General features: G+C 73.1%; 20 protein-coding genes and 1 pseudogene. 12 read left to right on the top strand and 9 right to left on the bottom strand.

The annotated features are described in order from the left end of the window. The first annotated feature begins 26 nt into the window (after positions 1–26). The 3 genes from CXR44_RS02780 (at position 27) to CXR44_RS02770 (ending at position 3244) form a co-directional block, all read left to right on the top strand. Positions 27–635: a copper resistance CopC family protein gene (locus CXR44_RS02780; RefSeq protein WP_101783218.1), complete on the top strand. Its 609-nt coding sequence runs from the start codon at positions 27–29 to the stop codon at positions 633–635. Further along, on the top strand, positions 632–2647 hold the full coding sequence (locus tag CXR44_RS02775) for a bifunctional copper resistance protein CopD/cytochrome c oxidase assembly protein (protein ID WP_101783217.1): 2016 nt from the start codon (positions 632–634) through the stop codon (positions 2645–2647). Before CXR44_RS02780 ends, CXR44_RS02775 begins: the two co-directional genes overlap by 4 nt. 210 nt (positions 2648–2857) lie before the next feature. Further along, positions 2858–3244 carry a sensor histidine kinase gene (locus CXR44_RS02770; protein WP_101783216.1) on the top strand — a complete coding sequence of 129 codons (387 nt, stop codon included), beginning with the start codon at positions 2858–2860 and terminating at the stop codon, positions 3242–3244. Positions 3245–3264: 20 nt separating this feature from the next. On the opposite strand, the gene map is transcribed toward CXR44_RS02770, so the two are convergent. After that, positions 3265–4113 (bottom strand): type I methionyl aminopeptidase, encoded by an 849-nt coding sequence (gene map, locus CXR44_RS02765; protein WP_101783215.1) that lies wholly within the window; start codon positions 4111–4113, stop codon positions 3265–3267. Between the two features lie 32 nt (positions 4114–4145). Between map and CXR44_RS39250 the strand changes: the two genes are divergently transcribed. After that, positions 4146–4322 carry a hypothetical protein gene (locus tag CXR44_RS39250; protein WP_180903157.1) on the top strand — a complete coding sequence of 59 codons (177 nt, stop codon included), beginning with the start codon at positions 4146–4148 and terminating at the stop codon, positions 4320–4322. A 29-nt stretch (positions 4323–4351) separates the two neighbouring features. Here CXR44_RS39250 and CXR44_RS02760 read toward each other — a convergent pair whose 3' ends face one another. Together CXR44_RS02760 and CXR44_RS02755 are read right to left on the bottom strand one after the other, a co-directional pair. Next, positions 4352–4999, bottom strand: coding sequence for a cyclase family protein (locus tag CXR44_RS02760; protein WP_101783214.1), 648 nt, complete (start codon positions 4997–4999; stop codon positions 4352–4354). Continuing rightward, positions 4996–5247, bottom strand: coding sequence for a CBU_0592 family membrane protein (locus tag CXR44_RS02755; protein WP_101783213.1), 252 nt, complete (start codon positions 5245–5247; stop codon positions 4996–4998). Before CXR44_RS02755 ends, CXR44_RS02760 begins: the two co-directional genes overlap by 4 nt. A 72-nt stretch (positions 5248–5319) precedes the next feature. Between CXR44_RS02755 and CXR44_RS02750 the strand changes: the two genes are divergently transcribed. After that, on the top strand, positions 5320–6261 hold the full coding sequence (locus tag CXR44_RS02750) for a LysR family transcriptional regulator (RefSeq protein WP_101783212.1): 942 nt from the start codon (positions 5320–5322) through the stop codon (positions 6259–6261). A 29-nt stretch (positions 6262–6290) separates the two neighbouring features. Here CXR44_RS02750 and CXR44_RS02745 read toward each other — a convergent pair whose 3' ends face one another. Further along, entirely contained in the window at positions 6291–6869 is a 579-nt protein-coding gene (locus CXR44_RS02745) for an NUDIX hydrolase (RefSeq protein ID WP_101783211.1), read from the bottom strand. A 218-nt stretch (positions 6870–7087) separates the two neighbouring features. Between CXR44_RS02745 and CXR44_RS02740 the strand changes: the two genes are divergently transcribed. Further along, complete coding sequence (locus tag CXR44_RS02740; RefSeq protein WP_101783210.1) at positions 7088–8242, top strand: lipase family protein; 1155 nt, start codon at positions 7088–7090, stop codon at positions 8240–8242. 107 nt (positions 8243–8349) lie between these two features. Continuing rightward, on the top strand, positions 8350–9003 hold the full coding sequence (gene npdG / locus CXR44_RS02735) for an NADPH-dependent F420 reductase (RefSeq protein WP_101783209.1): 654 nt from the start codon (positions 8350–8352) through the stop codon (positions 9001–9003). Positions 9004–9034: 31 nt separating this feature from the next. On the opposite strand, the gene CXR44_RS39990 is transcribed toward npdG, so the two are convergent. The 4 genes and pseudogenes from CXR44_RS39990 to CXR44_RS02720 all read right to left on the bottom strand — a co-directional run bounded on the left by CXR44_RS39990 (position 9035) and on the right by CXR44_RS02720 (position 12355). Continuing rightward, positions 9035–9253, bottom strand: a complete 219-nt coding sequence (locus tag CXR44_RS39990) for a response regulator transcription factor (protein ID WP_245898831.1) — start codon at positions 9251–9253, stop codon at positions 9035–9037. A gap of 235 nt (positions 9254–9488) precedes the next feature. Then, positions 9489–10037: pseudogene (locus CXR44_RS39985) on the bottom strand (ABC transporter ATP-binding protein); the annotation flags it as partial. 45 nt (positions 10038–10082) lie between these two features. Continuing rightward, entirely contained in the window at positions 10083–10829 is a 747-nt protein-coding gene (locus CXR44_RS02725; protein ID WP_101783207.1) for an alpha/beta fold hydrolase, read from the bottom strand. Positions 10830–10897: 68 nt separating this feature from the next. Beyond that, entirely contained in the window at positions 10898–12355 is a 1458-nt protein-coding gene (locus tag CXR44_RS02720; protein ID WP_101783206.1) for an aminotransferase-like domain-containing protein, read from the bottom strand. A 60-nt stretch (positions 12356–12415) separates the two neighbouring features. Here CXR44_RS02720 and CXR44_RS02715 point away from each other — a divergent pair, with 60 nt between their 5' ends. Further along, a complete protein-coding gene (locus CXR44_RS02715) occupies positions 12416–13588 on the top strand; it encodes a trans-sulfuration enzyme family protein (RefSeq protein ID WP_101783205.1) in 1173 nt (390 codons plus the stop codon). A 1-nt stretch (position 13589) separates the two neighbouring features. Continuing rightward, a complete protein-coding gene (locus CXR44_RS02710) occupies positions 13590–14717 on the top strand; it encodes a threonine/serine dehydratase (protein WP_281260234.1) in 1128 nt (375 codons plus the stop codon). A 225-nt stretch (positions 14718–14942) separates the two neighbouring features. Here CXR44_RS02710 and panB read toward each other — a convergent pair whose 3' ends face one another. Next, positions 14943–15791: a 3-methyl-2-oxobutanoate hydroxymethyltransferase gene (gene panB, locus CXR44_RS02705; protein ID WP_101783204.1), complete on the bottom strand. Its 849-nt coding sequence runs from the start codon at positions 15789–15791 to the stop codon at positions 14943–14945. A gap of 134 nt (positions 15792–15925) precedes the next feature. Between panB and CXR44_RS02700 the strand changes: the two genes are divergently transcribed. The 3 genes from CXR44_RS02700 to CXR44_RS02690 all read left to right on the top strand — a co-directional run bounded on the left by CXR44_RS02700 (position 15926) and on the right by CXR44_RS02690 (position 19559). Next, the gene (locus CXR44_RS02700; RefSeq protein ID WP_101783203.1) at positions 15926–17143 is read left to right on the top strand and encodes an MFS transporter; all 1218 of its coding nucleotides are present in this window, start codon (positions 15926–15928) and stop codon (positions 17141–17143) included. A gap of 258 nt (positions 17144–17401) precedes the next feature. Further along, positions 17402–18952 (top strand): MFS transporter, encoded by a 1551-nt coding sequence (locus tag CXR44_RS02695; RefSeq protein ID WP_101783202.1) that lies wholly within the window; start codon positions 17402–17404, stop codon positions 18950–18952. A gap of 7 nt (positions 18953–18959) precedes the next feature. Beyond that, the gene (locus tag CXR44_RS02690; RefSeq protein ID WP_101783201.1) at positions 18960–19559 is read left to right on the top strand and encodes a TetR/AcrR family transcriptional regulator; all 600 of its coding nucleotides are present in this window, start codon (positions 18960–18962) and stop codon (positions 19557–19559) included. Positions 19560–19602: the final 43 nt, after the last annotated feature.

Here is a 19602-nt window from a genome sequence, read left to right as displayed (position 1 = left end):
GTGGCGTGGGTAGCCTTGAGGGTGTCATGAAGAGATCCCCTCTCGCGGCGATCACCGCGATCCTCGCCGCCCTGTTCCTGCTCGGCACGGCCGGGCCGGCCCTCGCACACGACTCGCTCAAGAGCAGCGACCCGGCCAAGGGCTCCACCGTCAAGACCGTGGAGAAGGTGACCCTGGAGTTCACCTCCCGGGTCCGCATGCCGGTCGTGGTCGTGCACGGCCCCGGAGACGAGCAGCACCAGCTCGGCAAGCCGGAGCTCGACGAGCGTGAGGTGACGCAGGAGCTCAAGGGCGCGCTGCCCGACGGCAGGTACACCATCGCCTACCGGGTCGTCTCCTCCGACGGTCACCCGATCGAGGGCGAGATCCCGTTCACCGTCAAGGGCGCCACCCCGTCCGCGGCTCCGTCGGAAACCTCGTCCGCCGTGGACAGCGCGCCGCCCAGCCCTGAGCCCACCGGCGAACCCGCCACCGGCGAGCCGGCTGCGCAGGGTGGTACGGCCGCCGCGACGGCACCGGCGGCGCAGGAGTCGGGCGCCGGAGCGAGTTTCCCCGTCTGGCTGCTCGTGGTCGTCGGCGCCCTGGCGGGCATCGGCATCGGCCTCGTGCTCAGCGTGCGAAAGAAGCGTACGTGACGAGGGCCGCGCGTCTGGCGCTCGCCGCGGCCGGAGCCGCGATCGCCGGCCTGGTCCTCGCCATGATCGCCGGTGGCGCGGCCTTCCCCCGCATCATCCCCGGACTGCCCGACGCCGGCGTGGTGACCCGCTGGGGCCTGCCGCTGTCCAGGCTCGGCATGAACATGGCCGGCATGCTCACCGTCGGCCTGCTGACCACGGCCGCCATCCTGCTGCCCGGGGACAAGGGCGTGCTCGGCAAGAGCGCGACCGGCTACGTCCGGGCGGCGTCCTGGACGGCCCTCGCCTGGTCGGTCGCGGCGTTCGCGACGTTGATCTTCGGTGTGGCCGACACCGTCGCCGTCCCGGTCACCGAGGTGCTGCTCAACGGCGCCTACCTCAACAGCTATGCCACGCAGACCGAGCAGGGCATCGCCCTGACGCTCGTGGTCCTGTTCGGCCTGGCGATCGCGCTGTTCGCACGCGGCGCCATCACGGCGGGCGCGGCGCTCGGGCTGCTGGGGTTCTCCGTGGTGACGCTGCTGCCGCCCACCTTGACCGGGCACGCCTCCTCCTCGCCCAACCACGGGCTCGCCACCGACGCCGTGTCGCTGCACGTGGTGACGCTGGCCCTGTGGGTCGGCGGGCTCGTCGTGCTGGCGCTGCACGCCGTACGCGGCGCGCCGCAGCTCGACATCGCCGCCGCCCGCTTCTCCCGCCTCGCCCTGTGGTGCTATGTGGGAGTGGGCGCCTCGGGCGTGTTCAGCGTGCTGGCCAGGCTGACCTCGTTCTCCGACCTGTGGACGTCGGCCTACGGCGTGCTCGTCGTGGCCAAGATCATCGCCTTCGTGCTGCTCGGCTACGCCGGCTGGTGGCACCGCGAGCGCACGATCGGCGCCCTGGCGAAGGGCTCGCCGGGCTCGTTCGCCCGGCTGGCGGGCGGTGAGGCGCTGCTCATGGTCGCCACCGTCGGCCTGGCCGTCGCGCTGTCGCGCACGGAGCCGCCGCCCTCCAGCATCCCCGCCGACCGTGCCTTCGAGTTGCTCGGCTACCCGATGCCGCCGCCGATCTCGCTGGCCAACATCTTCTCCCTGTGGTGGCTCGACCTGTTCTTCGCGGTCGTCGCCGTCCTGCTCGGCGGCCTCTACGGGGCCGGGGTGGTCAGACTCAGGCGCCGTGGCGACGCCTGGTCGTGGGGTCGCACCGCCTCCTGGTTCGCCGGCGTGGTCATCCTCGTCTTCGCCACGCAGAGCGGCCTTGCCCGCTACGCGAAGGTCATGTTCGACGTCCACATGATCGAGCACATGACCTTGTCCATGGTCGTTCCGATCCTGCTGGTGCTGGGCGGCCCGGTCACCCTCGCGCTGCGCGCGCTGAAGCCCGCGGCCCGGCGCGGCGACCGCGGGCCGCGTGAGTGGCTGACGACCATCCTGCACAGCCGGTTCGCCCGGATCGTCGGCCATCCCGCCATCGCGACCGCGATCTTCATCTCGTCGACGTACGCGCTGTACTTCACACCGCTGTACGCCGAGGCCATGCAGGAGCACCTCGGCCACATCTGGATGACGTTGCACTTCCTCATCAGCGGCACGCTGTTCTTCTGGGTGATCATCGGAGTGGACCCGGCACCGCACCGCCTGCCGTACGTGGGCAAACTGCTGACCCTTTTCGTCACCATGCCGTTCCACGCCTTCTTCGGCGTCGCGCTCATGATGACCGGCAGCGTCATCGCCTCCGTGTACTACGACCAGCTCGGCCGCACCTGGGGCGGCCCGCTGCTGGAGGAGCAGCAGAACGGCGGCGCGATCGCCTGGGGATTCGGTGAGATCCCGACGCTGATGGTGCTGCTGGCCATCGCCGTGCAGTGGTACCAGGACGAGGACCGCAAGGCCCGGCGCGACGACCGCAAGGCCGATCGCGGCGGCGGGGGCGACAGCGAGCTGGACAGCTACAACGCCTACCTGGCCCGGCTGGACCGCGCCGACAGAGGCGCCGACAGAGGCGTTGACAGGGCCGCCGACAAGGGCGAGTAGCTGTCAGGCCACGGCAATCTATCTTCTCGCAGCATGGCCCGAACCGGACGGGTAGCCTTGCCGCAAGGGGAGAAGGGCATCACCTCCGCAGTGGTGCGCGCAGGACCGTAGGGGGGTCGCGCGCACCTCGGGCGGGGACCGCCGGCGGGGGGAGCCGACGGAGATCCGTGGTGCCCGGAAAGGCGAGATCAGTTGGCGGAAGAGACCCGCATGCGCGAGGGGGGAAGCCTCGCCGAGACGCTCGAGAGCAGGCTCGCCGAGTGGTCGCGGCGCACCGGTGTCCGCGTCGAGATCTGGGCGTTGCCCTCCTCCGACGCGCCGGCGCCCATCGCCCGGGCCGTGCTCGCCGCGCTGGACGAGGCCCTGGCCAACGTCGAGCACCACAGCGGCGCGAGCATCGTGTCGATCGCGGTGACCGTCGGCCGCGGCGGGCTGCGCATGACGGTGAGCGACCACGGCCGCGGGTTCGACCCGGCCCGGACGGGGCCGGGCATCGAGCGGATGCGGACCGCCTTCGCCGCAGCCGGCGGCAGCCTGTCCGTCAACAGTGTGCTCGGCGAGGGCACCACCGTGACCGGAGTGGTGCCCAGGCGGTGATGACCGGCCGGGGGTGACGCCTACGGCAGGGTGAGGATCTCACTGCCGGTCTCGGTCACCACGATCGTGTGCTCGAACTGGGCGGTGCGCTTGCGGTCCTTGGTGACGGCCGTCCAGCTGTCGGGCCAGATCTCGTACTCGATCGTGCCGAGCGTCAGCATCGGCTCGATCGTGAACGTCATGCCCGGCACCAGCTCCACCACCAGCGACGGGTCGTCGTAGTGCGGCACCATCAGCCCCGAGTGGAAGGTTGTGCCGATGCCGTGCCCGGTGAAGTCGCGCACCACCCCGTAGCCGAAGCGCTTGGCGTAGGCCTCGATGACCCGGCCCACCACGTTGAGCTGCCGGCCCGGCGCGACCGCCTTGATGGCCCGCATCATGGCCTCGCGGGTGCGCTCCACCAGCAGCCGTGACTCCTCGTCCACCTCGCCGACCAGGAAGGTCGCGTCGGTGTCGCCGTGCACCCCGCCGATGTAGGCGGTGATGTCGACGTTGACGATGTCGCCGTCGCGCAGCACCGTGTCGTCGGGGATGCCGTGACAGATGACCTCGTTGATCGAGGTGCACAGCGACTTGGGGTAGCCCTTGTAGCCCAGCGTGCTGGGGTAGGCGCCGTGGTCGAGGAGGAACTCGTGGCCGATCCGGTCGAGCTCGTCGGTGGTGACCCCCGGCCGGACGTGCCTGCCGACCTCTTCCAGGGCCTGCCCGGCGATCCTGCCCGCGACGCGCATCCGCTCGATGGTCTCCGGGGTCTTGACGTCGGACTCGCCCGTCCTGGGGCGCTTCTTCCCGACGTACTCCGGCCGCTCGATGTGGGCGGGGACCTTGCGCATGGGCGAGACTCGCCCTGGCTGGAGCAGTGTCGTCATGAAACACGAGTGTACGGGGCAGAATAGCCCCCGTGAGCGATGGCCAGTGGTGGTTCTGCCTCAAGCACATGCGCGTCGAGCCCGAGCAGGGCTGCCCCAACAAGGACCGCATGGGCCCCTATGCGACCGAGCAGGAGGCCGCCGGCGCCCTGCAGCGGGCGGCCGAGCGCAACAAGGCGTGGGAGGAGGCCGACCTCGACGACGACTGACCTTCGAGGACCATCCCCGGAGGCGGGTGTCAGACGACCGCGTACGCCCGCACGGGGAAGGTGCCCATGCCCGCCACCATCGGCGGGGCGGCGTGAAACCTGAAGCCCTCGTCGGGCAGCGCGGCCAGCCCCGTCAGGTGCTCGACCAGCGGGATGCCGGCGGCGAGCAGGATCGTGTGCGCGGGCCGCTCGCCGCGCGGCGGCGTGTCGTCGATGTTCAGCGAGTCGATGCCGACGAGCGCCGCGCCGAGTTCGGCCAGCAGCCGGGCCGACTCGGGCGCGAGGTAGGGATGGTCGCGCAGGTAGTCCTCGGTGCCGAAGTGGCGGTCCCATCCGGTGTGGATCAGCACGGCCCGGCCCCGCACGTCGAGCCGGTCGTCGACCAGCACCCGCCTGCCGTCGCGGCGGGTGGCCCGCACCACGAGGCCGGGCAGGTCGGCGAGCCGGTCGATCGGCACCTGCGACAGGTCGGCGCCGCCCGCGTAGCGGTGGTGGGGCGTGTCCAGGTAGGTGCCGGTGTTGGCCGCCAGGGTGATCGTGCCGATCTCGAACTCCGTGCCCGGCGCGTACACCTGCCGTGACTCCTCCCGGCTCAGGTGCGTGCCCAGCACGGGCCCCGGCACGCCGGGGTAGGTGACCATCCCCGCCACGATGCGGTGGCTCAGTTCCACGATCACCGGGTGGCTCCCAGCCGGACCAGCTTCACCAGCGACATGGCCCCGATGCCGGCCCAGATCAGGTTGAGCCCCGCCGACGGCCAGGCGTCGTTGTGGGCGCTGTTGAGCATGAGGGCGACCGACCCGGCGAAGTTGGCGACCTGGTAGGACGCGCTGTCGCCGGACATGCGCCCGGTGGAGACCATGCCGTACCCGAAGAGAAGCAGACCCGCGCCGATCCAGCCGACGGCGTCGAGGAGGAGATCCATGCACCTATTGTCCGAATTAAATGCCCTAAAGCGCAATTAAAGACATCTAAACCATGGCGTAAGCTCATCTGTATGGACATCGATCCCCGGCGGCTGCGGGTGCTGCACGAGGTCGCCCGTCGCGGCGGGGTCATGCGCGCGGCCGAGGCCCTGTTCCTGACCCCCTCCGCCGTGTCCCAGCAGCTCGCCCAGCTGGAGCGCGAGGTCGGGCTGGCCCTCATCGACCGTTCCCAGCGCCGGGTCTCCCTCACTCCGGCGGGCCGGGTCCTGGCGGGCTACGCCGAACGGGTCGAGGAGGAGCTGGACGAGGCCCGTCGCGAGCTCACCCGGTTCACCGAGCGGCTGGCCGGCCCCGTGCGGATCGCGGCGTTCCCCACGGTGATCAGGCACATGCTGGTGCCCGCGCTGCGCGACCTCGCCACCCGGCACCCGAAGATCGTCCCTGTCATCCACGAGGTGTACGGCCAGCCCGCCCTGCAGGAGCTGCGGCTCGGCGCCGTGGACGTGCTCATCACCGAGCGCGACATGAGCCTGCCCGTACTGGCCCAGCCGTCGCTGGCCACCCGCCCGCTGTACGTGGACGAGTACCGCGTCGTGGTGCCCCCCGAGTGGCCCGACCCGCCCCGCTCGGTGGCCGACCTGGCCGACGTGCCCTGGGTGGCGAGCGAGCCCGACCAGGCATGCGGCCAGGCGCTGGACCGGCTCGCCGCGCTGCACGGCTTCGAGCCGCGCAAGGTGCACGTCATCACGGAGTTCGGCCCGACGCTGGCGCTGGTGGCGGCCGGGCACGGGGTGGCGATCGTGCCGACGCTGGCCCTGCTCGACGTGCCGGAGGGCGAGGTGCGGGTGAGCGAGCTGCGCGACGTGGGGGCGCGCCGCCTCGATGCCGTGACCCGCGTCAGCCGCACCCGGTCGGGCGAGCCCGACCCGGTGCAGGCGGTCGTGATCGGCGCGATCGAGGACGCCACCGCCGCACTGGAAGCCTCCCTGAAGGGCCACCTCCAACCCGCTTGACGGGGGGGCGCGGCGGCCGGTCCGCGCGGTCAGTCGTGCACGCGGGGGCCGGTCAGCCGTTCCAGGAGGACGGCGAGCCGCTCACGCAGACCCGGCTGCCGGGGCAGCTCCCCGGCGGCGGCGCTGACCAGGTGCTGGGCGCCGTCGAAGGTGACCGGCGAACCGGGCGGCACGGCGATGGCGTCGTGCGCCAGCCCCGCCAGCTCCGCCTCGGACCCCTCCAGCGCCAGGATCGTCGCACCGGTGCGGCGGGCGTCGTCCACCCGTTCGAGCAGCGGCACCGGCGCCTGCCGCTCGGCCACCACGAACAGCGTCTCGCCGCGCCCCGCCCGCTGGACGCGGTCCAGCCCGACACGCAGGTGCGCGGGCGCGTCACGGGGCGGCCGCCAGCGGACCAGCGTGGGGGCGAGCTGCGGCAGGCCGGACAGCCGGGCCTCGTCGCCGAGGTGCGCGGCCAGATGCCACGGCTCGTCGTCGGGCGTGCCCACCACCAGCAGCCCGCCGGGGGACCGGGTGGCCCGCAGTGCCCGGCCCAGCTCGCGGGTGCGGTCGAGCCATCCCGTCTCGGCGAGGACCTCGCGAAGAAGGGCGACCGAGCCGGCGTCCATCGGCAACCTCCTGCGTCGACCGGCCTACCCCTGGCCGGAGGGAGCCACGAACCCATGGTGCACGATCGGCACCGCTCCGGTGCCGTTTTCGCCCGTTCGCCTGACCCGTGGCCGGGTTCGCTGTCATTCCGGGCCTTGACAGCGGGTTACCGCCGGGTAACGATCGGGGCGCGGCGCCGCCTCCCCCCACAGAGCGATCCCCCGGAGAGGGGCGGCACATGACTCTTCGTGTCCGCGTCAGCATGTTCTCGATCCTCCTGCTCCTCGCGTCGCTCGCCGTGTCCGCCGGCGCGACGCCGGCCCGCGCGGCGGTGGCGGGTGACGTGATCTCCGCCCAGCCCACCACGGTCTACCTCCTGCCCGGCAAGCTGCTGGAGGTCCCGGTCAACACCTGGCACGTGCTCTACCGCTCCACCTCCGCCACCGGAGCGCCGAACGCGGTGTCGGGCACCCTGCTCGTGCCCAAGGCGTCCTACGCCCTCGGCAGGCGGCCCATCGTCGGCTACGCCACCGGGACCCACGGCCTCGGCGACCAGTGCGCCCCGTCGGCCAGCATGCGGGAGGGCCGCGAGGCGGAGCTGGCGTTCGTGAGCCTCCTGCTGCTCAAGGGCTTCGCGGTGGTGGTCACCGACTACGAGGGCCTCGGGACGCCCGGCACCCACACCTACATGGCCGGCATCTCGCAGGGCCACGCCGTGCTCGATTCCATCAGGGCCGCCGTCCGCGTCCCCGGCTCGGGCCTGTCCGCGTCGGCGCCCGTCGCCGTCATGGGCTACTCGCAGGGCGGCGCGTCGGCCGGCTGGGCGGCGCAGCTCCAGCCCTCGTACGCGCCCGACCTCCGGCTCAAGGGCGCGGCCGCCGGCGGCGTGCCCGCCGACCTGCGCGCCGTCGCGACCCACCTGGAGGGCGGGCCCGACTTCGGCCTGGCCGCCGCGGCCGGTGTCGGGTTCGACGCGGCCTATCCCGAGCTGGACCTGGAGGCCGACCTGAACGAGCGGGGCCGCGCTCTCATGGCGGACGCCGCCGACGACTGCGTGGGAGACCTCGACAAGCTCGCCGGACTGCGCTTCTCCGACCTGAGCCCGGTTGACCTGCTCAACCAGCCGAAGTGGGAGGCGCGGCTGACCGCGAACCGGCTCGGCGCGCTGCCGCCGCGGGTCCCGATGTTCCTCTACCACGCGCGGGGCGACCAGATCATCCCGTACGCGGTCGGGCAGACGCTCCGCTCGGAGTACTGCCGGGCCGGCGTCAACACCCGCTGGGTGTCGCTGCCGGCGCCCGACCACGTGACGGGCGCGGTGGAGGGCGGGCCGCTGGCCGTCGAGTGGCTGACGTTGCGCCTGCTCGGCCTGCCGGCGTTCGGCAACTGCTGAGCCGCCGCGCGGCGCGCCGGGCCGGGGTCACCATCGCCTCGCCCGGCGCGCCGCCCCCGGCGTCCCTGCGGTGAACGCCGGGGCGGGCGACTGGCATCATCGGGGATATGACTGACGTAAACGGGCTTTCCATCGGCATCCTCGGCGGCACCGGGGACCAGGGCAAGGGGCTGGCGAGGCGGTTCGCGATGGCCGGCCACCCCGTCCTGATCGGGTCGCGCAACGCCCAGCGGGCCCAGGAGGCGGCCGACTCCGTCGGGTCCGGCGCGCGGGGGGCGGCCAACGCCGAGGTCGCCGCCGAGGCCGACGTCGTGATCGTCGCCGTGCCGTACGAGGGACACAAGGCGCTGCTGGAGTCGCTGCGCGCCGAACTGGCCGGGAAGATCGTCGTCGACTGCGTGAACCCGCTCGGCTTCGACAGGCAGGGCGCCTACGCGCTGCCCGTCGAGGAGGGCAGCGCCGCGCAGCAGGCCGCCGCCGTGCTGCCCGGCAGCCGGGTGGTGGCGGCGTTCCACCACGTGTCGGCCGTGGTGCTCATGGACCCGTCGGTGGACAAGGTGGACCTGGACGTGCTGGTGCTGGGTGACGACCGGGAGGCGACCGACCTGGTGCAGGCCCTGGCGTCGGTCATCCCGGGCGTGCGGGGCGTCTACGGCGGGCGGCTGCGCAACGCCTTCCAGGTGGAGGCGCTGACCGCCAACATCATCTCGATCAACCGCCGGTACAAGGCGCACGCCGGCATCCGCGTCACCGACATCTGACCTCGCCGCTGCGAGGGGCGGCCGGGGGAGGTCAGAGCCAGCCGGCGTCCTCGGCGATCCGGACGGCGTCCAGCTTGTTGCGGGCGCCGGTCCTGGTGATCGCATTCGTGAGGTAGTTGCGCACGGTGCCGGCCGACAGGTGGAGGCGGCCGGCGATCTCCTCGGCCGAGGCGCCGCGCGCCGCCTCCCGCAGGACCGTCGTCTCGCGCGGGGTCAGCGGGCTCTCGCCGTACTCCAGGGCGGCGGACACCAGCTTGCCGTCCAGCACCCGCAGCCCCGCGGCGGTCCGCCTGACGGCCTCGGTGAGCCGCTCGCCCGGCGCGTCCTTCACCAGGAACGCCTCGATGCCCGAGCCGGAAGGCGACGCGGCCGCTGCGCGCGGCCAGGGTCTCGGCCATCCCGCCGGCGGCGACGATCTCGCCCGCCTCCATGATCGCCATGGTGGACGCCAACCGCTGCGCCTCGTCGAGGTAGTGGGTGGTCAGCAGGACCGCCGTGCCCTGGCCGGCCAGGCCGCGCACCACCTCCCACGTGTCACGGCGCGCCTGCGGGTCCATCCCGGAGGTCGGCTCGTCCAGGAACAGCACGTCGGGCCTGCCCAGCAGCGCCAGCGCCAGGTCGAGCCGCCGCTTCTCGCCTCCCGACAGCTGGCGGACCCTGGTGCCCGCCTTCGCCGCGAGACCGGCCAGCTCCAGGGCCTCCCCGCGGGGCCGGGCAGCCGCGGTGAAGTCACGCCAGGTGTCGACGGTCTGCGCGACCGTCAGGTCGGGGAAGAACCCCGCCTCCTGCACCATGACGCCGAGATGCTGCCGCACGGCCGCGCGGTCGGCCACCGGGTCGAGTCCGAGCACCCGGACGGTGCCCGCGTCCGGCCGTTGGAGGCCCGCCAGCACCTCGACCGTCGTGGTCTTGCCCGCGCCGTTGCGGCCCAGCAGGGCGAAGATCTCCCCGGCGGCCACCTCGAACGAGATGCCGCGCACCGCCTCGAACCCGCCATGGCTCTTCCTGAGCCCGTCCACCTGGATCGCTGTCATGCCCACGACTCTGCCGGGACGCGGCGGCGGCCGACAGTGAGGAATTCACGACCTGCGCGACAGGATGAGCAGCGCCTCGGCGACCGCTTCCGGATCGACGACCTGGTGCAGGTGGGCGCCGGGCACCCGCCTCACGGGCCAGCCGCGCCGGCCGGCCTCCCGCGCCACCTCCTCGTACGGCGGGCCGTACCACAGGAACGAACACCGCACATCGTCCCAGCCCGCCGGCACCGGAACCGGCTGGGTGTAGTAGGTGAGCGGCAGTCGCGGCTGCTCGGCCACCACCGCGGCCCGCACGGCGGGGTCGGGCAGCAGGGCCGCGACGTCCGCCTCGCTCCACCAGTCGGTCCACCGGGGCAGCAGCCCGCTCTGCCCGGCCAGGTCACGCAGGAACGGCAGGAAATCCTCCTCGGCCGCCGGCACCAGACCGGCCCGGGGCGGCAAGCGGGCCTCGGCGAACACGCACGCCACCACCCGGTCGCCGAGACCCTCCTTGACCACCGGGGCGAACAGCCCCGCGTTGCTGTGGACGACCAGCACGACCGGCCTCGCCGGCCGTGTCCCCGCCGGCCGTGTCCCCGCCGGCATGTCGGACTGCGTGTGGTGGGGCGTCTGCGCCGCCGCTCGCACGGCCTCCACCACGCGCGGCCAGTAGGGCGGGCCGCCGGCCGTCACACCCGTCAGGTCGGGCACCACGGCCGCGTGCCCCCGGCGCTCCAGCGCGGCCGCGACCGGCGCCCAGGTCGAGGGCCCCACGGCCGGGCTGTGCACGAGCAGGAAAGTCGTCGTCATGCCCCAAGGCTGGCGCAACCCCGGGGACGCCGGCGGCCGTGTCAGCTCAGGGCGGACCGACGAGGGCGTCAGACGATGAGGGCGTGCCGTGACGCCGCCCGCCTGGTGCCGTCGTAGGCGTGCCAGGCGGCGGCCAGGTCGCGCACCGCCGCCGACAGCTCCTCACGACCGAACAGGAAGTGCAGCCGCATGTGGTCGGCGTGCCCGCCGAGCGGATCGAACGCCCGGCCGGGCGGCACCGCGACCCCGTGCCGCAGCGCCACCTGGGAGAAGGAGTCCACGTCGCCGCGCGGGATCCGTACCCACAGCGTCTGGCCCCCGAGCGCCGGCTCGAACGACCACGACGGAAGGTGCTCGCGCAGCAGCGCGCACAGGTGGTCGTGTCCCTCGCGCAGCGCCCGCACCCGCTCCGGCCGGATCTCCTCCAGCCGCCGCAGCAGCGCCGTGGCGGCGAGCTGGCTCAGCGCCTCGCCGCCCAGGTCGTGCACGGCTCGCAGCCGCGCCAGCCGGGAGATCAGCGGGGCGGAGGCGCGGATCCAGCCGATCCGCAGCCCGCCCCACACGAGCTTGCTCATCGACCCGATGGTGATCACCTGCTCCCCGGTCGCGTAGGAGGCCACCGGCGGCGGGGTCTCGCCGGAGAAGCACAGTTCGGCGCACACCTCGTCGTCGACCAGCGGGACGTCGTGCTCGGCGGCCAGCCGTGCCAGCCGCCTGCGGTCGCCGGCCGCCATGACGGAGCCGGCGGGGTTGCTCGCCGTCGGCACCGCGTAGACCAGCGCGGGCCGCTCCCGCGCCAGGTCCGCGCCCGAGGCCGCCTCGCCGGGACCGGCGGGGCCGGCCAGGGAGATCGGCCGCACCACCGCGGCGGCGTGCCGGAACACCTCCAGCGCCCCCGGATACGTCGGAGACTCCGTGAGCACCGTGTCGCCGGGCGACACCAGCAGCCCGGTCAGCAGGGTGAGCGCCTGCTGCGCCCCCGTCGTGACCAGGATCTCCGACGCGGTCGTGGGCAGTCCCCGGCCGCGGTAGTACGCGGCCAGCTGCTCGCGCAGTTCCGCGCGGCCGGCCGGGTGGTAGCCCAGATCGCGGACGGACGCCATCCGCCGGGCGGCCTCCTGGTAGGCCTCCAGCAGCTCCGCCGGAGGACCGTCCGGCGCCGCGCAGGTGAGCAGCCGCACGCCGTCCGGCGGGGGCAGGATGTGCTGGAGCAGCGGGTTGGTCGCCACGCCGTCGGCCGTCCTCGTCGCTGGCAGCTCCATCGGAGCCACCCTCGTGCCGCTGCCCTGGCGCCGCGTGACCCGGCCCTCCTGCTGCAGCAGCTCGTACGCCGCCACCACCGTCCCCCGGCCCACGGCCAGCCGCCGCGCCAGCGTCCGGTCGGGCGGCAGCAGGGTGTCCTGTGCCAGCACCCCGTCGTCGATCAGGGCCCGGAGCCGGGCCGCCAGCAGCAGGTACAGCGGCCCGCGCCCGGACGCCCACCGCCCCAGCAGATCGACCAGGTCGTCCATATTGGCCCCATTCATGGACCAATTATGCGTCATTGGATCTGACATCCCGCGCCTTCACCGGACATCCTGGAAGGCATGACCCCACTCCGTCCCGAAACCCGGACCGTCCACCTGCCCCAGCCGCCGGTCGAACAGAGCCGCCCGATCACCATGCCGCTCTACCAGACGTCGGGATTCGTCTTCGACGACCCCGCGGTGATGGCGGACGCGATGGGACGGCCCGACGGGCCGTACGTGTACGGCCGCTACACCAATCCCACCGTGCGCTCCCTGGAGCAGGCGGTGTCGGATCTGGAGGGCGGCGCCGGGGCCGTCGCCACCGGCTCGGGCATGGGCGCCATCAACACCGTGCTGCTCGGCCTGCTCCGGCCCGGCGACCACCTCATCGCCCAGAAGTCCCTGTACGGCGGCACGGCGGCGGTGCTCAACGACCTGGCCGCCAGGTTCGGCGTCACCGTGACCCACGTGCCCGAGAACGACCCCGGCGCGCTGCGCGCCGCCGTCCGGCCCGAGACGAAACTCCTCTACCTGGAGACCATCTCCAACCCGATGGTGCTGGTCGCCGACCTGCCCGCCATGTGCGCGGTGGCGCGCGAGCTGGGACTGGTCTCGGTGGTGGACAACACCTTCGCCTCGCCCCTGCTCTGCCGCCCCATCGAGCACGGCGCCGACATCGTCGTCCACTCGACGACCAAGTACCTGTCCGGGCACACCGACGTGGTCGGCGGGCTCGCCGTGGCCGCCACCGACGAGCTGTACAGGAAGGTGTGGCACCACGCGATCGAGCTGGGCGCCTCGGCCGACCCGTTCGCCGCCTGGCTCACGCTGCGCGGCATGCAGACGCTCGCGCTGCGGATGGAGCGCCACTGCTCCAACGCCCGCCTGCTCGCCACCCGGCTCGCCGAGCACCCGGCGGTCGCCGCCGTGCACTGGCCCGGGCTGCCGTCGCACCCGTCGTACGAGATCGCCGGCAAGCTGCTGCCGGACTTCGGCGGCGTCTTCTCGTTCGACCTGAAGGGCGGGCGCGCCGCAGGGGAGAGGTTCATGCGCTCGGTACGGCTGGCGCTGCTGGCCCCCTCGCTCGGCGGCGTCGAGACGCTCACGCTGCACCCGGCGACCACCTCGCACCGTTCCCTCGGCGCCGAGGAACTCGCCAGGCACGGCATCGGCGAGGGCACCGTCCGCGTCGCCGTGGGCATCGAGCATCCGGAGGACCTCTGGGCCGACATCGAGCAGGCGTTGGCATAGCATGCAAGCCCTCAGCAGGACTCGGGCGAACCGGGTGGAGCAGGGCAGGGCGGACGACGCGGGGGCGGGCATGGAGACGGTGACCTACGAGGACGTGGTGGGCGCGGCCCGGCGGATCGCCGGCCACGTGTTGCGCACGCCGGTGCTCGAGATCTCGCCGGGGCTGGTCCTCAAGCTGGAGCAGTTGCAGCACTCGGGGTCGTTCAAGGCGCGCGGGGCGTTCAACCGGATACTGTCGGCGGGACGGCTGCCCGACAGCGGTGTGATCGCCGCCAGCGGCGGCAACCACGGGCTCGCCGTCGCCTACGCGGCCCGCGCCCTCGGCGTCCGGGCCGAGATCTTCGTGCCGGAGGTGACGAGCCCGGTGAAGGTCGCCGGGCTGCGCGCCCTCGGCGCCGAGATCCGTCAGACGGGGGCGATCTACGCGGAGGCGGCACACGCGGCGGCCGAGCGCGCGGTCACCACCGGGGCGCTGCAGGTGCACGCCTACGACCAGCCCGAGGTGATCGCCGGTCAGGGCACCATCGGCCTGGAGATCGTCGCCCAGACCGGCGGGGTGGACACGGTCCTGGTGGCGGTGGGCGGCGGCGGCCTCGTCGCCGGCATCACCGTCGGCACCGGCGCCCCGCCCCCCTCCACCCCACCGGCACTCCCGGCCCCCGAACCCGTACCCGAAGCCTGGCCGGGACTCGAACCCGCACCCGCGCTCAGGCCCGGACCGGGACCCGCACCCGGGCCCGGCCCCGCACGCAAGCCCGGGTCCGTGCCGCGGATCGTCGCCGTCGAGCCTGAGCGCATCCCCACGCTGCACGCGGCCCTGAAGGCGGGCGAACCGGTGCCCGTGGAGGTCGGCGGGGTGGCGGCCGACGCGCTCGGCGCCACCAGGCTCGGCCGGACGGCCTACGACATCTGCTCGCGCGCCGGGGTGCACAGCGTCCTCGTGACGGACGACGCCATCGTCGCGGCCCGGCGAACCCTCTGGGAGCGGCACCGCGTGGTGGCCGAGCACGCGGGCGCCACCGCGTACGCGGCGCTGCTGTCGGGCGCCTACGTCCCCGGGCCGGGGGAGCGGGTCGCGGTCGTGGTCTGCGGCTCCAACACCGACCCTGCCACCCTCACCCTGGCCTGACCGCCCCCGGGGGCGCTGCCCGGAGCCTCCCGCGCGGGTGGCCGCCCGCTTCAGGACGGTCACGCCTCCACGCGCCGACACGCGCGCCACGTACGGTCCCCGACCGGCGCGGCGCCACGCGGCCGCCCTCCAAGGGCACCCGCGTGGCGCCCTCCAAGGGCACCCGCGTGGCGCCCTCCGAGGACGGCCACGCGTGTCCGACAGACGCGGGTGGGACGTGCCGGGTCAGGTGTAGGTGTGTTCCGGGGCCGGGAAGGCGCCGTCGGCGACGTCGGCGGCGAAGGCTCGGGCGGCGCGGTCCAGGTCGGCGGCGAGGTCGCCGTAGCGCTTGACGAACCTGGCCGGGCGGGGCGTGAGACCCATGAAGTCCTGCCAGACCAGGACCTGCGCGTCCGTGCCCGGCCCGGCGCCGATGCCGATCGTCGGGATGGACAGCGACGTCGTCACCCGTTCGGCCAGGTCGGCGGGCACGCATTCGAGCACCACCGCGAAGGCGCCGGCCCGTTCCAGGTCCTTGGCGTCCTTCATGAGCTCCTCGCCCGACTCGCCGCGCCCCTGGACGCGGTAGCCGCCGAGGACGTTCACCGACTGCGGCGTGAGGCCGAGGTGGCCCATGACGGGGATGCCGGCCGACACCAGGGTCTCCACCTGGGGCAGGACCCTGCGCCCGCCTTCCAGCTTGACCGCGTGCGCGCCGGCCTCCTTCAGGAAGCGTACGGACGACTCCAGCGCCTGTTCCGGCGACGCCTGGTAGGAGCCGAACGGCAGGTCGGCCACGACGAGGGCGCGTGAGGAGCCCCGGACGACCGCGGCGGTCAGCGGCAGCAGGTCGTCGACGGTGACGGGCACCGTGGAGTCGTAGCCGTACACGACCATGGCCGCGGAGTCGCCGACGAGCAGGACGGGGATGCCCGCCTCGTCGAACACCCGGGCCGTCATCGCGTCGTAGGCCGTGAGCACGGGCCACTTCTCGTGGCGCTCCTTGGCGGCCGCGATGTCGCGGACGGTCACCCTGCGACCCGCGATGCCGCCGTAGAGCGCGCCCGTGTTCGGGGGGATGGTGGAAGAGGACATGATCGACCCTCCGGGAAACGGTCTCGAGGCGCCCCAGTGGCGTCCCCGGACTCCTCCGATGATGCCATCGCGAAACTCGGTGGCGAAACTGTCGGTACCTCTTGCCACAATAGGCAGGGAGGTAATCAACCAACATGTCCATTGAACCTTACCGGCGGCTGCTCAGGCTGCCCGGTCTCCGGACGCTGCTGCTCGTGGGGCTGCTGGCGCGCGTGCCGTCCACCGCGATGGGGATGGCGCTCACGCTGCACGTCGTCCACGGCCTGGGGCTGGGGTTCGGCAGGGCCGGGCTCGCCACCGCCGCGTGCACCGTCGGCATGGCGGTGGGCTCACCGCTGTCGGGAAGGTTCGTCGACCGTCACGGGCTGCGACCCGTGCTCGCCGTCACGACAGCCGCGCAGGCCGTCTTCTGGTCGTGCGCCTGGGCGCTGCCCTATCCGGTGCTCGTCGTCGCGGGGGCGGTCGCCGGCCTGCTGGCGCTTCCGGTGTTCAGCGTGATCAGGCAGTGCCTGGCCGCCATGGTGCCGCTGGAGCAGCGCCGCCTGGGCTTCTCCCTCGACTCGATGCTCGTCGAGCTGTCCTACATGGCCGGGCCGGCACTGGCCGTGGCCGGGATGACCACGCTGGGCAGCGGCCCGACGCTGGGCTTCCTGGCGGCCGGTCTCACCGTGGCGGGGCTCACGCTGATCGTGCTGAACCCTCCGGTCCGCTCCGCGGCGGAGCGCGAGGAGCCGGTGGCGCGGGTGCCGCGCCGCCAGTGGCTGACGCCCGGCTTCGTCGCGCTCCTGGGCATCGCCGCGTCGGCCACGTTCGTGCTCACCGCGAGCGAGCTGGCGCTGGTCGGCACCATGAAGCAGGCCGGGGAGACCGAGTGGGTGGGGCTCGCCGTGGGCATCTGGTGCGCCTACTCCCTGCTCGGCGGGTTCGTGTACGGCGGGCTGAGCCGAGGTGCCTCGCCGCTCGTCCTCATCGCGTCGATGGGGCTGCTGACCGTGCCGGTGGGCCTGGCCGGCGGCGACTGGCGGTGGCTGGTGCTGGCGCTGCTGCCCGCCGGGGTGCTGTGCGCCCCGGCGCTGTCGTCCACGGTCGACGCGGTGAGCCGCTGGGTGCCCGCGGCGGCCCGGGGCGAGGCGATGGGGTTCCACGGCACGGCCCTGCTCGTCGGCGGGGCGGCGTCCGCGCCCCTCGCCGGGCTGATCATCGACTCCCACGGGCCGGGGTGGGCGTTCGCGGTGGCGGGGGCGGTCAGCGTGGCCGTGGCGGTGGTGGCGCTGCCGTTCTGGCGGCGGCGTCCCCGCCCCGCGCAGCGCCCCGTGCCCGCCGAGGCGCAGGAGAAGGTGGCGGCGGGATAGTCCCGCCGGGCGGCTGCGGGGACGGCCCGCATCCGCCCGGGCGAACACGGGCCGTCCCCGGCGGACGGCCGGATGGCGGCCGGGTGGGTGGAAGGCGGACGGGCGGAGGCATGCCGTCCCCGGCGGACGGACGAGGCGCGCGGACGGGTGGGGTGCGGCAGGGGCCCGGGATTCCGAAACGGCACTGTTGCGTATCGGAATATGATGCGATACGGTCCTGTTGCGAAACTTTGTCGTATCGAAATTGAAGGGTCCCTCATGAACACGGACACAGGCCACCCACGCCGGTGGACGATCCTCGGCGTGCTGGTCTTCAGCCTGCTGGCGGTCGTCCTCGACAACACCATCCTCAACGTGGCGATGAAGACCATCGCCGACCCCGTGCAGGGCTTGGGCGCGACCCAGAGCGAGCTGGAGTGGGCGATCAACTCCTACACGCTGGTGTTCGCCGGCCTGTTGTTCACCTTCGGGGTGGTCGGCGACCGCACGGGCCGCAAGCGCATGCTCTTCGTCGGCATGGCGTTGTTCGGACTGTCGTCGCTGGCCAGCGCCTACGCCCAGGACCCGACCCAGCTGATCCTGGCCAGGGCGGCGATGGGCATCGGCGGCGCGGCGATCATGCCCGCCACGCTGGCGATCATCTCCAACATCTTCCCGCCCACCGAGCGCGGCAAGGCGATCGGCATCTGGGCGGGTGGCGTCGGCCTGGCCGTGGCGATCGGCCCGGTCACCGGCGGCCTGCTGATCGAGAACTTCTGGTGGGGCTCCGTCTTCCTGATCAACGTGCCGATCGTGCTGATCAGCATGGTGCTCATCGCCACGATCGTGCCCGAGTCGCGTGACCCGAAGCCGTCCCGGCTCGACCCCGTCGGCGTGCTGCTGTCGATCATCGGTCTCGTGGCCGTGGTCTACGGCATCATCCGCGGCGGCGAGCTGGCGACCGTGACCAGCCCCGAGGTGTACGTCCCGGCGCTCGTCGGCGTGGCGGTGCTGGGCCTGTTCGTCTGGTGGGAGCGGCGCATCGACCACCCGATCTTCGACGTGCGCAGCTTCGCCAACGTCCGCTTCTCCTCGGCCATCGGCATGATGGGCATCGTCTTCTTCGCGATGATGGGCGGGATGTTCTTCCTGACCTTCTACCTGCAGATCGTGCTGGGCTTCAGCCCGATCGAGGCGGGAGCCCTGATGATCCCGTTCGCCGCGGCGCAGCTCATCTTCGCGCCGCTCAGCCAGCGGGTGAACCAGCGGTTCGGGGCCAAGCTGGCCTCCACGGTCAGCATGACGGTGATCGCCCTGGTGCTGGCCAGCTACGCGCTCTTCGACGCGAACACCCCGATCCTGCTCATCGAGGTCGTCTTCTTCGTCCAGGGCGCCGCGATGGCCAACATCATGCCGCCCGCCACGACCGCGATCATGGAGTCGCTGCCCCGGGAGAAGGCCGGTGTCGGCTCGGCCATGAGCAACACCGTCCGCCAGGTCGCCGGAGCCCTCGGCGTCGCCGTGCTCGGCTCGGTGCTGTCGTCCACCTACCGCGGCGAGGTCGCCCCCGCGCTGTCCGCGCTGCCCGCGGACGCCCAGCACGCCGCCGGTGAGTCGATCATGGCGACGGTCGGCGCGGCCGAGAGCCTCGGCGCGCAGGGCCAGGCCATCCTCAAGCCGGCGTTCGCCGCCTTCATCGACGGCATGCACGTCACGGCCCTGGTCTCCGCGGTGATCGCGCTGGCCGGCGTCGCCGTGGTCGCGAAGTGGATGCCGGGCAAGCCCAGGCCCGTCCAGCACGTGGATGTGAAGGAACCGGCGGTAGTGTGAGGCCGCGATGACGATCCAGGAACCGGTCACGGCCCGCCCGGCGGGCCGTCCCCGCAGCGAGAAGGCCGAGAAGGCGATCATCGAGGCGACCCTCGACCTCATCGGCGACGGCATGGGCGTCGCCGAGCTGTCCATCGAGGCGATCGCGTCGAGGGCCGGCGTCGGCAAGACCACCATCTACCGGCGCTGGTCCAACAAGGAGGAGCTGGTCGCCGACGCGCTCGCCACGCTCAAGGCGCCGCTCCCGCCGCTCGCCGGGGTGTCGGTCCGTGACGACCTGATCAGCTTGCTGAACGCGATGCGGGAGGACAAGGACCGGTCCCGGACGCGCTGCGTCATGAACGTCATGATGAGCGACGCCGACCGCTACCCGGCGCTCATGGAGCGCTTCCGGAAGGTGGCGATCGAGCCGCGCAAGGAGGCCATGCGCGAGGTGCTCCGGCGCGGCATCGGCACCGGTGAGCTGCGCGCCGACCTGGACGTCGAGATGGGCATGGCCATCCTGTCGGGCACCATGATCTGGTACACCAAGTGGGCGTCCGGAGACCTCCCCGAGGACCTTCCCGAGCGGATCGTCGACCACGTCCTGCCGGGCCTCGCCGCCTGACGCTCGGAGCGGCTCTGCTCGATCGCGCGCGGCGGCGCCCGCC

The organism is Nonomuraea indica (assembly GCF_002850745.1).
Classification (GTDB): Bacteria; Actinomycetota; Actinomycetes; order Streptosporangiales; family Streptosporangiaceae; genus Nonomuraea; species Nonomuraea indica.
Note: the sequence above shows the minus strand (reverse complement) of the source record. Positions and strands in the feature narration are given on the sequence as shown.